At 71.8% G+C, this 11873-nt stretch carries 8 protein-coding genes and 1 pseudogene; 7 read left to right on the top strand and 2 right to left on the bottom strand.

What is annotated here, in order from left to right; all coding sequences use genetic code 11:
* From PPSIR1_RS45260 to PPSIR1_RS39850, 6 genes and pseudogenes are all read left to right on the top strand, one after another.
* Positions 1-810: pseudogene (locus PPSIR1_RS45260) on the top strand (hypothetical protein); the annotation flags it as partial.
* A 30-nt stretch (positions 811-840) separates the two neighbouring features.
* The gene (locus PPSIR1_RS39830) at positions 841-1419 is read left to right on the top strand and encodes a hypothetical protein (RefSeq protein ID WP_006976995.1); all 579 of its coding nucleotides are present in this window, start codon (positions 841-843) and stop codon (positions 1417-1419) included.
* Positions 1420-1425: 6 nt separating this feature from the next.
* Entirely contained in the window at positions 1426-3549 is a 2124-nt protein-coding gene (locus tag PPSIR1_RS39835; protein WP_006976996.1) for an AAA family ATPase, read from the top strand.
* Positions 3550-3575: 26 nt separating this feature from the next.
* On the top strand, positions 3576-3848 hold the full coding sequence (locus tag PPSIR1_RS39840; RefSeq protein ID WP_006976997.1) for a hypothetical protein: 273 nt from the start codon (positions 3576-3578) through the stop codon (positions 3846-3848).
* A gap of 112 nt (positions 3849-3960) precedes the next feature.
* Positions 3961-5457, top strand: a complete 1497-nt coding sequence (locus PPSIR1_RS39845) for a tetratricopeptide repeat protein (protein ID WP_157596477.1) — start codon at positions 3961-3963, stop codon at positions 5455-5457.
* Positions 5458-5611: 154 nt separating this feature from the next.
* Positions 5612-9013, top strand: a complete 3402-nt coding sequence (locus tag PPSIR1_RS39850) for a hypothetical protein (RefSeq protein WP_006976999.1) — start codon at positions 5612-5614, stop codon at positions 9011-9013.
* On the opposite strand, the gene PPSIR1_RS39855 is transcribed toward PPSIR1_RS39850, so the two are convergent.
* On the bottom strand, positions 9010-9366 hold the full coding sequence (locus PPSIR1_RS39855) for a thioredoxin domain-containing protein (RefSeq protein WP_006977000.1): 357 nt from the start codon (positions 9364-9366) through the stop codon (positions 9010-9012). The two genes, PPSIR1_RS39850 and PPSIR1_RS39855, sit on opposite strands and share 4 nt — an antisense overlap.
* On the bottom strand, positions 9367-9618 hold the full coding sequence (locus PPSIR1_RS48875) for a hypothetical protein (RefSeq protein WP_157596478.1): 252 nt from the start codon (positions 9616-9618) through the stop codon (positions 9367-9369).
* Between the two features lie 130 nt (positions 9619-9748).
* On the opposite strand from PPSIR1_RS48875, the gene PPSIR1_RS39860 reads away from it, so the two are divergent.
* Positions 9749-11851, top strand: a complete 2103-nt coding sequence (locus PPSIR1_RS39860; RefSeq protein ID WP_157596479.1) for a S8/S53 family peptidase — start codon at positions 9749-9751, stop codon at positions 11849-11851.
* Positions 11852-11873: the final 22 nt, after the last annotated feature.

Genomic DNA, 11873 nt, shown 5'->3' on the forward strand with positions numbered 1-11873 from the left:
GCCTCGCCCAAAAAGCGGCTGAAGGCCCGGCCCCAGTCCCTGGCCGACGAGCTCCTCCACTACCTGGCCGTCGAGCCCCTCGACAAGGCCGGGGCGGCCCTCGACCAGCCCGCCTTCGCCAGCTCGGCGCTGTGCCAGCTCGGCTACGCCGACCGCGTCCCGTTCACCACCGCCGCCCCCGACTACGCGCGCTGGGTCGAGGGCCCCGGCGCCGTCGTGCTCGAGGCGCTCCAGGACCAGCTCAGCGCGCGCTGGCAAGCCATGGAGACGTCCAAGGGCGACCTCTTCGAGCTCCAGGACATGATCGGCCTGGGCGAGCGCCAGGGCCTCGCCCTCGACGGCCTGTTCGCCGCCATCGAAGCCTCGGAAGACTTGGACGATGGCCGCCCCGCGCGCCGGGATCTCGCCAGCTTCCTGGTCGAAGCCGGCGTCGCCCTCCTCGCCAGCGGCCCCGAGCGCCGCTGCCCCACCCCGCAGTGGTGGACCCAAAAGCTCGACCTGCGCGCCTCCTTGTCCCAGCGCCAGGCGGCCTTCCGCGGCGCCGCGACCTTCCTCCGCGCCCTCGCCCGCACCCTCGGCCGCTGGGTCGAAGACGCCGGCCTCGTCGCCCACTTCGACGAGGACTACGCCGCCGCGCAGCTGCTGCTGACGAGCTGGCGCCCCTTCCACGAGACCCTCGACCGCGGCGACGATCGTCCCGTCCTCGCCCACGGAGCCGCCCCCCTGCCCGGCTCCGTCCTCGGCCGCGCCCGAGCCATCGCCGCGTCCCTGGAGTCGCTACACTCTCTGGGCGGGTCGAGCTCCGACTGAGCCCCCTCGCCCCCAACCCGCCACGCTGTCATGAGCCGCGCCTACCGCATCACCATCTCCGAGACCCTGCGCCGACACATCCACGTCGCCGACGGCCTGCAGACCCAGCTCGAGATCCTCGAGATCCTGCCCAAGGAGCAGACCGCCGAACTCCTCAAAGGGGAGCTCGCCAAGGCCGGCTTCACCGAGGTCGAGAACGAAGACGGCACCAAGGAGTGGGTGCGCGTCGACGAGGACGGCGTCGAGGTCCGCGTCGACCCCCTCGAGGGCACGGTCCAGGTCCGGGCCCAGGCCGACGAGAAGGTCAACATCGAGCGCGAGAAGCAGATCCGGGTCTACGCGGAGAACGACGCGGCCATGCGCGAGCGCGGGCAGGAGGCCCTCGAAGCCGAGCTCGAGGGCGAGGTGAGCGATCGCGAGAAGAACATCCAGGCCGAGCTGACCCGCAAGCTCGAGGGCAAGCTCGGCGACCTGCGCAAGGAGCTCGACCGCGTCGCCAACACCGTCACCGCCGAGGCCCTCAAGCGCAAGGCGGCGGCCATGGGCGAGGTCCAGGAGATCAGCGAGGACCCCGAGAGCGGCTCGCTGACCATCCGCGTGAAGATCTGAGCACCCATGAGTCGCACCGTCTCTGAAGACCAGCTCCCCGAGTCCCTCACGCCCGCGGCCGCCGTGATCGCGGCCTACCCCGATGAGCTCGCCCGCGCTGGCGAAGCCTTGTTGCGCGGGCTGCCGGTGCTCGTCGAGTGCGACAAGGGCCTGGTCGGCTACTTCTACTCGGGCTTGCGCAAGCGCCTGCGCAAGCAGGGCATCCGCTGCAACTACATCGACGGCCGCGTCCCCGCCGAGGCCGGGGCCATGCCCATGGGCCTGGTGCCCACGATGATCGGCCAGCTGCGCGACGCGGTCCGGGGCGGCACCCACGGCGAGGACCAGCAGCGCCGGGTCATGGTCCTGCCGCACCTCGACCTGCTCACGACCTCCACGGGCGCGCTGACCTCCGAGGCCCGCGAGGTCGTCGCGCTGCTCTACGAGAACCCCAACATCCTGTGGCTGGGCTTCCGCGACCCGAGCTTCCCCCTGCCCAAGGTCATCGCCAACCTCTTCCAGCACCGCATCAGCATCGTCGGCATCGCCCGCGAGCGCCTCGCCCACCTGGTCACCAAGCGAGAGGCCCGCAAGCTCGCCGAGCGCCCGGGCCTCGACGTCTACAAGCTCTACAAGCAGGTCTCGGGGGTGCACGCCATCCGCTTGCGCCAGCTCCTCGACTCCCTCGAGGGCGAGGACTACCCCAGCGACCCCACGCCCGCGTGGACGCAGATCCGCCAGGCCACCCTCGAGGGCGACCTGAGCGTGCCCGAGCTGTCCCTCGACGACGACATCGGCGGCTACGCCGAGGTCAAAAAGCGCATCAAGGACGACATCCTCGACATCCTCGGGCGCAAGGAGGCCCTCGACGACCCCAAGACCATCGCGCGCATCGAGGGGCTGATCCCCCGCGGGATGATCTTCTGGGGCCCGCCCGGCACCGGCAAGACCCTGTTCGCCAAGGCCATCGCCTCGGCCCTCGGCGCCGCCGTGCAGATCGTCAACGGCCCCGAGCTCAAGAGCCGCTGGGTCGGCGAGAGCGAGGAGAACCTGCGCCGGATCTTCATCCAGGCCCGGCAGAGCGCCCCCTCGCTGATCGTGTTCGACGAGCTCGACTCCTTCGCGGCCCAGCGCGGGACCTACACCGGCTCGGGCGTCGAGCACTCCATGGTCAACCAGCTGCTCACGGAGATGGACGGCTTCCGCAACAACGAGCTGGTGTTCGTGGTCGGCACCACCAACTTCGTCGAGTCCATCGACTCGGCCCTGCTCCGCCCCGGGCGCTTCGAGTTCCACCTGCACATCCCCTACCCGGGGGCCGAGGACCGCGAAGCCATCCTGAAGATCTACGACCAGCGCCTGGGCCTGAACATGAACGCGGCGGCGCTGACCCACGCCGTGCGCCAGACCGGGCACCCCATCGAGGGCAGCGACACGGCCACGGGGCGGTGGAGCGGCGACCACGTCCAGGCCCTGTGCCGGGCCATCGCCCGCAAGCGCCTGCGCGACGCCCGTGACCAAGACGGCGACGAGACGACCATCGCCGACGTCGAGGACGCGCTCACGGCCAACCTCGACCTGCCCACGCTGACCCCCGAGGAAGAGCGCACCGTCGCCACCCACGAGTGCGGCCACGCCATCGTCGCCCTGCACACCGAGCACACCCCGGCCATCGACCGCATCTCGATCCGCGGTGACCTGACCGGGGCCCTGGGCTTCGTGCGCTACGCCGACCCGGCGCACAAGTACGTCATCACCCACGCGCAGATCCTCGACATGATCGCCACGCTGTTCGGCGGGCGCGAGGCCGAGGAGGAGCTCCTGGGCACCCTGACCATCGGGGCCTCCCACGACCTCGAGCGCGCGACGGCCATGGCCCGCGGGCTGGTCGAGCGCTACGGCATGAGCGTCACCGGGGAGCTCGAGATCCGCTCCTTTTCCAACGACGAGCGCCTCGCCGAGGCGACCAAGACCCAGCTCGACGCCGACGTCAAGGCCCTGCTCGAGCGCGAGCGCGCCCGGGCCCGGAAGATCATCCAGGACAACCGCGGCGCCCTCGAGGTCCTGCGCGACCTGTTGCTGGAAAAGAAGGTCATCGACGCAAAGACCATGTCCGCCGTCGTGCCCACGGCCAAGACCGCCGACGCCTGAACCCCCCAGACTCCGACCATCACGCCATGCCCGAGCTCAACATCCACCTGCAGATCGACCCGGCCACCGGCAAGAAGAACCTGATCATCGAGTACGAGTCCGACTCGGACGCCCTGCCCCACGAGCACGAGGAGGAGCACCGCGAGCTCATCGACACCCTGGTCGAGGGCGGCATGGTCAAGGCCGAGGAGATCGGCAAGGTCGTCGTACGCCGCGATCAGCCCCAGGGCCAGGCGCAGGCGCAGAGCGACGATCGAGCCGAGGACGAGCGCGAGTCCGTCGACGCAGGGCAGAGCTAGCAGGCTGCCGATCGCCGCGCCTTGGTGTTTCATCCAAGTTCTCGCAATGACGAGCACTTGGCAGCGACCGCCAATGCTGCGCGCCGAGGTCCGCTGTGCAACCATCCGCGGCGTGTCGTACCTGGATGAGAAGGTTCGCGGAGGCCGTGACCGGCAAAAGCAGGCGCTGATCGCCGAGGCCGGCAAGGCCGGCGCTCAGATCCACGACATCGTCGAGCTCGACGCCAGCGCGGCGAGCTCGGGCGCGGTCCTTGGCGGCGCGCTCAAGGCGATGTTCGGCGGGCGCATGCGGGTCGACGCCCTGATGCTGTTCCGGCTGTCGAGCAATGGCTGGGGCCACAGCTACGTCCAGCCCTTCTCCGGGTTCGCGCCGCTGCCGGGAGAGCACTACGGGATCGTCGACGGCTCCCTCGCCAGCCCGGCGATCGTCCGCGACGGTCCGCGCCTGTTCGGCGGCGTGTCCTTCGATCCGGCCCCCGGGGCCGAGGTCGCCAAGCACCTCTCGGCGTCGCCTGCGATGAAGGCGGCGCTCAGAGAGCTCGTCTGGGAGTGGCCCTCGGGCATGGCGAAGATCGAGCTCGACTGGGCCGTGCAGCTGCGCAGCGTCGGCGACGGGACCACGCAGGTCGTGATGCAGTCTGGGCGCTACGGCGGGCTCACGACCTACGAGGTCGGCTTCGGCGTGTGGCTGCGGCTGTGCGCTGCGGTCCACCCCTGCCTCGCCCAGGGCGCGTGGCCAGCTCAGTATTTCCCGGTCCCGCCGCGCTTCGCCGACGTGCTCGCGGGTCCAGCTCCGGCGAGCAGCCCAGTCGAGCCGGAGCCGGCGCTCACGGTCGCCCTCGACTACGGCCCCGCCATCGCCGAGGCCCTGCGCCCGCACCTGGGCAAGAAGGTCTGGCTCGGCGAGGGCCCAGCCAAGAAGATGGCCAACCTGCGCAAGCACGTGATCCCGGCTGAGCTCGCTGGGGTGCCGACCCTGGCGACCATCGACCTCACGGTGTTCGGCTCGGCCAAGGACGCGATCGTCCTCACCCCGACCCAGCTGCTGACCAAGGAGTTCGACGATCGGCTGCGCGTCGAGCTCGCGACGATCCTCGACGTCCCCGCGGGTCAGTCCGCGGCCTCGAGCAGCGTCGAGATCACCGTCGCTCGCCTCGGGAGCGTGAAGGTCCCCGTCGGCACGGACTTCCAGCCGGTCCACGATCTGCTCGCGGCCGTCGCCCGGGTCAACGCGGGGGCGGCCGGGCCGGTCCACGCCGAGGTCTCGGCCTTCATCGGCGAGGCCCCGGGCCAGGTCTCGATGGCCGAGGCGCAGCAGCTCCAGGCCCAGGCCCAGGCCCAGATGCACGCCGGCTCGGTCGACGCGAAGATCAACGCGGCGGCGTCCCTGCTGGTCGGCGGGCAATACCAGGCGGCCATCGACATGTACCTGCAGATCGCCCGCGAGCACCCCGAGCGCACGGGGACCTGCTACGGCCAGGTCGGCGCCGGCTTGTTCTTCATCCAGCACTACGCCCGCGCCATCGAGTACTACGAGGCCGCGAAGCAGCACGGCGCCGATCCTCGGATGATGGACGAGAACATCGCCGAGGCCCGCGCCTACCTGTGAGCGGGGCTACGCTCGGGCGTCTGGTAGACGCATCCCCCCGCCCGCGCGGGACAGCCTGGTCGCGGTGGACGAGGCAGCGTAAAGTCGTGCCGGCCCCTGATCTCTTTTGATCGGCGCTTGGCTCCCGCCACGCTGTGCCCTTCGCCCGAGCACCATGCCGACCCTGAAGTTCACCGACCTCTCTGCCCTGCGCGCGGCCCTCGAGGCCGACATCGTCCCCGCCGAGGTCCAGGCCGCCCCCGCCGGCTTCGCCCGCTTCGAGGACGGCGCCCTGGGCTTCGAGCCGACCGTCTCCCTGCCCCGGGGCTCGCGCAAGCGGATGCTCGACGCGGGCGTGCAGGTCAGCCGCAAGCGCCTCCCCGGCGGGCGCTTGCTGGGCTGCTGGGCCGAGGCCCTGCCCGTGCTGCGCGGCCCCGAGCCCGTGCCGCCCCTGGGCGAGGTGCTGTTCCTGAGCGAGGGCGACGAGGGCTTTTTATCCCTCGCCGGCGAGCTCCTGCGCCTGGGCAGCGAGGACCAGCGCCTCGCCTTCTTTACCGACGAGGACGACCGCCGCCGCAACCTGTGCCGAGTCGGCGACCCGCCCTACTACGCCGTGCTCCGGGCCCTCGACCCCGACGATCCCCTGCGCGCGTTCACGCCGCTGCGCCCGGGCGGCCGGGTGTGGATCGAGCTGGGCTACCACCACCCCCAGGCGCGCCAGCTCGACTGCGACCCGGGGACCTTGCTGCTGCTGCCGGCGCCCTCCGTGCACGCCCTGGCCGAGGGCGGCGACGCCTGGCTGCGCGTGCCCGACGGCCCCTGGCTCGACCTCCACGCCCACACCGACGTCCACGTCCCCGAGCCGAGCCGCTGGCAGGCCTGCGCCCCCGGCCGACGGCTCGAGGTCCAGCTGCGCCTGGTCCGGGCCCCGGCTGGGCGCGCCCCGACCCTGTGGGTGATCCGCGAGCGCACCCTCGAGCAGCTCGAGCGCCTGGTCCGGACGGTCCCGGACAGCGTCGTCGCTCAGCTGCGCGTGGCCACCGGGACCACCCCCGAGGGCGAGCTCCAGGCCGTGATCCGGGCGCGGCGCAGCGCCAAGAACCCGCCGGCCCTCGACCTCGAGGCCGAGGCCTTCGTGCCCGCGCCGCAGATCCCCGATCTCTTCCTGCCCCTGGCCAGCGCCATCGATCCGCCCCTGCGCCCCAGCCGAGTCCGCGAGCTGCTCCTCGACGGCAGCGATCGCGTGGTCTGGCTGGCGAGCGACCCCGCCACCAGCGAGACCCGACGCGGCCGCGCCTTTCGCCGCGAGAGCCTCGACGAGTCCGCCTTTTGCCCGCTGTCCGAGTGGGTCGACTACCTCGTGGGTTCCCAGGCCCAGCTGCTCGAGCCCTGGGTCCGCTCGGCGACCTTCGAGCTCGACGCCTTCGTGTCGATCGGCGTCGAGTGGGCCGAGGGCGAGGGCCCCAAGGCCAACAAGGGCGACGACAACAAGAAGCGACGCCAACGTCGAGACGGGCGCCAGCGCCAGCGCCAGGAGGCCGTCGATGCCGTCGAGATCCCGGACTTCGCCGTCGACACCCCGGCGGACGGTGGACCCGCCGCCGAGCTCCCCGAGCTCGCCCCCGTGAACTTGCCGCGCAGCGCCATCGAAGAGCGGCTGAGCGCCCTCGAGCAGGAGTTTTGCGAGCTCGACGCGCCCCTCGACGACCCCCGCCGCGCGCCCATGTGGGCCGAGCTGGCCAACTTGCAGGCGAGCCTGCACCGCCCCCGCGAGGCCGGGCTGTGCTGGGCCCGGGCCATGTGGGAGCGTCCGAGCAACGCGCCCACGCTCCTCGCTCGCTGGGTCCAGAGCGAGGCCCAGATGCTCGGCTACCCCGATCCGCGCCACATCCTCGGCCTCGTCGACGCCGTCGCCTCGGACCTCGACGAGCAGATGATCCGCGGCCTCGCGGCGATGGTCCTGCGCGAGCTCGACGGCCTCGCCCGGGGCACCATCGAAGCCGGCGACAGCCCGCTGACGCCCGAGCTCCTCGCCCGGCTGCAGACCTTCTTCGCCGGCCACGGCGGCCGCCTCGATCTGCGCTCGCTGTGGCTGGTGCGCAGCGCCCTCGCGGCCGCGGCCGGGGACGACCGCCTGGCCCTGTTCCAGACCCGCGACTTCGTGATGGCGGCGCTGCGCGACGGCACCGGCCTGGCCCGCAACATCCCCGCCTTCGTGCGCGCGCACGGCAGCGACGGCGACGCGGGCGAGCTGGGCCTGCTCGCCGACGAGCTGCTGGCCGTGCGCGACCGCTACCTGACCACCAAGCGCAACCGCTCGGCCACGGAGGCCACCCACCCCGAGGAGCCGACCCACGCCTACGTGCGCTGCATCTTCGCCTGGGGCCTGGCCCGGCTCGGGCGCACGCAGGAGGCCCGAGAAGAGCGCCAGGCCGCCCGCGGGCTGCTCGGAGCGGCCATCGCCGAGTCCGGGACGCCCGACCCGATCCACCGCGCGGCCTTCTCGGCCTTCGACGCCCGCATCACCCAGGCCCTCGACGGCCAGCCCACGGGCGCGCCCCTGCCCACGGCCGTGGGCGGGCCGGTCCACGCCCGGGAGCAGCTCGGCGGCCTCGACCGCTACAAGTACGACCGCCTCGTCGAGCTCTCGCGCATCCTCGATCCGCGCCACGAGGTCGACGCCTTCGACCGCTGGGCCCGGCGCGACGAGGAGCCCTACGCCGGCCTCGCCCTGCTCACGGATCCGCCCGCGCTGACCAAGCTCTACGACCAGACCTTCGCCCAGCTCCCCGGGCTCGGCTCCGAGGCCCGCGCCCGCGCCCTCGCGCCCGTGCTCGAGACCCTCGAGGCCCTGCCCGAGCCCCTCGCCCTGCCGCGCCTGCAGCTGGCCATCGCGGCCATCGCCGAGCTCGCCGAGCTCGACCTGGCCCAGGCCCCGCCGCTGCTGCGCAGCGCCCTGCTCCTGGCCAGCTACTACGACCGCAGCGACCTGGTCGAGGGCGTCCTCGCCCTGCTCGAGCGCCACGACGAGGAGCTCGCGACCTTGCTGCCCAGCGAGTACGCCGAGCTCCTCGCCCGGGCCGCGCCGACCCTGCGCCGCGCCGGCTTCGAGGCCCGGCTGGCCGCGACCCTCTCGCGCCTCGCCGCGCAGATCGGCGAGGGCGCCGAGCTCGACTCCGCCGTCGCCCGCTTGCACGTGACCTCGGCCTACGCCGCCCTCGGCGAGACCGAGCGCGTCCGCGAGGCCTTCGCCCGGGCCCACGCCCTGCTCTCCGAGCTCGACCCGGCGACCACCGGCTACCAGGTCCTGCTCCGCGAGCTGGCCATCGCGCTCAGCCGCAGCAACGCCAGCCAGGCCATCGCCGGCGCCCGGGCCCTGCTCGAGCGCCTGCCCGAGACCACCGACCACGCGAGCACCAACTCGCACTACTGCCTGGCGGTGGTCCAGCTCATGGAGGCCGTGGTGCTCTCGCTGGCCAGCGAGGACCTGGTCTTGTCGGAGTGGGCGCGGCGCTGGGTCGAGGAGGACGAGCACCTGCTGCACCGGCGGATCCACCGGGACCTGAGCGCGGGCTAGTTCGGCGCGGCCTGGCTCGACGCCTGGTTCAGGGCGTCCACGATCGCCGCCTCGACCCCGGCCTCGATCGGCGCCTTGCCGACCGCGAGCCAGCGGATCTCTCCCGCACCGTCGAGCACGGCGACGGTCGGGACGGACAGGTCCTCGGCCCACGCCGAAGCGAGCTCTCGGTCGACGTCGGCGAGCACGAGGGTGTCTTCGAGGCCGCCCCAACGAAGCCAGCGGGCGGCGTCACTGGGCTCCGCGGCCTCCCCGTACTCGTCCTCGACGACGACGGAGATCAAACGCAGGCGCGGGTCGTCGAGGCGGCGTCCGAGCTGCTCGAGTCCCTCGACCAGGGACAGGCAGGGCACTCACCACAGCGCGCCGAGGTCGAGGACGACCACCTGCCCGCGCAGCGCCGACCACTCCAGCGCGTCGCCCGTGCTCGACACCAACCGAGCCCAGGGGCTGCAGGTCCCGATTTGGGCCGGGCCCGATCCGGGCTCCGCACATCCTTCGACGACCGCGTGCTCCGCCTCGGGCGGCGGCGGATTCGAGGCGCAGCTGGCCAGTCCAAGGAGGCCAAAGAAGACCGCCCACCCGTGCCTGGTACCGCTCGCCACGGCTCAGACTAGCAGGTGTGACCTAGCGCGTATCCGCTCGCGTAGAAAAATCGCCCGCGACTTAATCCGCTTGTGGGCCGTCGGTACATCCCACCGCGAGAGGGCGGACACGGCTTCCGCTGCAAGCAGGATGAACACACACAAGATTGCAATTTTGGCGCTTTGCTCCCTGGGTCTCGCCGCGTGCGAGGTCGGCAACGACCAGGCTTTCGAGGCCTTCGAGCTCGCTGAGTTCGAAGGCGAAAGCCACGCCGATGACGCAGGCGAGCAAGCCGCGAGCGAGGAGCTCCAGGCTCCCGCCCAAGCCGCCGAGACCCTGGCCGTGGATCCCTTCGCCGTCGTCGACTGCATCGGCGCCAACCGCCTGATCGGGATCCTCGACAAGGCGGCCCCAGCCAGCTGCGACCCCATGACCGGGGGCACCGCGCCGCTGTCGGCCGACTGGATCGCCCACCCGCTGTTCGAAAGTGGCTCGCCCGGGGTCCAAGCCATCGCCGGCTCCGCGCCGGGCAACCTCGACCGCTACTGCGCCTACGACTATGTCGGCAACCCGGTCATCAACACGAGCAACGCCTCGACGATCTACGGCGAGGTCCTCGACAAGATCGACATCTGGGGCAGCATGCCGATCACCTCCGTGGCCGCGGACTGCCGCGGGCAGTTCGCCCAGGGCGACCTCTACGACGCCCCGGTCTCTGCGGCCTTCGAGGACTCGTTCATGACCAACATCGGCTGGGACATGGGCGCCAACGCGCTCGGGGCCGGGACGGGACGCGACGCCGTCGACGTCGCGGTGGTCGACACCGTGTCCGCAGACGCGGCCGCCGGACAGGTCACCCCGCACAACGCCCACGGCCTGTTCATGACCCACATCGTCGACGCGATCACCTGCCCCGGCGGCCAGACCAACTGCGCCGGGAGCACCGAGAACGTCCTGGCGATGCCGCGGGATGAGTGGAGCTCCGGACCCAGCTGGGTAGAGGGCGGCGACCACGGGACCCAGGGCGACCTGGCCATGGGCGTGTACCAGGCCGTGGCCGAGTGGCTCGACCGCCGCGACACCCTCCCGAACGCGCCCAAGCGTCTGGTCATCAACCTCAGCGTGGGCTGGAACCGCGACCTCCAGAACACCGAGGACCTGAGCAAGGGGCCGGCGCAGTCGCTGATCGCGGCCCTCGAGTACGCCCGCTGCCAGGGCGCCCTGGTCGTCGCGGCGGCCGGCAACAACCTCGACGAGTCCTGCCCCGGCAACCAGTCCGGCGTGCTCGCGCCTGCGGCCTACCAGGACATGGCGGCGCTGACCGAGCTCGAGTGCGACGCCCGGGGCTACGACGCCGACCCGGTGTGGGAGGCCAGCTACCCCAGCCACCACGCGACCGGCTGGCGCCCCCTCGTGCTCGCCGTCGGGGCCCTCGATCCCTTCGACGCCCCGACCGCCAACGCCCGCGACGGCGGCATGCCGCTGATGGCCGCCTACGGCCAGGGCGCGCTCATCGACGGTAAATTCGACGATCCGCTCACGGGCAGCTCGGTGTCCTCGGCGGTGGTCGCCGCGACCATGGCGCTGATGTGGTCCTACCGCCCGGAGCTGACGCCCCCAGAGATCATCCTCGAGCTCTACTACTCGGGCTGGAACACCGGGATGGTCGCGGACATGCCCGTGGGTTGGCCCGTCGCCCGGACCTCGGTGTGCTCGGCCCTGTCAGCGGTCTGCCAGGGTCAGGCCAACTGCCCGACCAACATCTGCACCGTCGCGGCCCCGCCCGCTCACGGCAACCTCGACGTGATCGAGACCGCAGTCAACGGCGCCCTCGCGGGGGCCACGGTCGACGACCACACCCAGGGTGCGTCGGTAGCGAAGACCTGCGACACCCCCGTTGGGCCTACGACGACCCTCTCGGACCCCCAGCCCCAGACGCCGATCTGCGCGCGCTGCAACCTCTTCGTCCCCCCGGGCGGCGTCCTCGACGATGACGCCCTGCACATGACCATCGACGACGAATACCACAACGAGAACATCACCATCGTCCAGCTGACGACCTTCGACAACGCCGACAACGAGACGGTCTTCAACCTCACCCCAAGCACGCTGACCAGCCTCAACGGCCAGCCCACCCCCATGGACATCACCCGCGCCTACTTCGAGGCCTCCGACGCCGTCCAGGCGACCATCGAGATCACCCTCCAAAACGGTACGACGCAGGAGAACGACGTGACCGTGATTCGCCTCTAGACCCAGCGACGCAGCCACAAAG

The sequence above is a fragment of the Plesiocystis pacifica SIR-1 genome, from assembly GCF_000170895.1.
GTDB lineage: Bacteria > Myxococcota_A > Polyangia > Nannocystales > Nannocystaceae > Plesiocystis > Plesiocystis pacifica.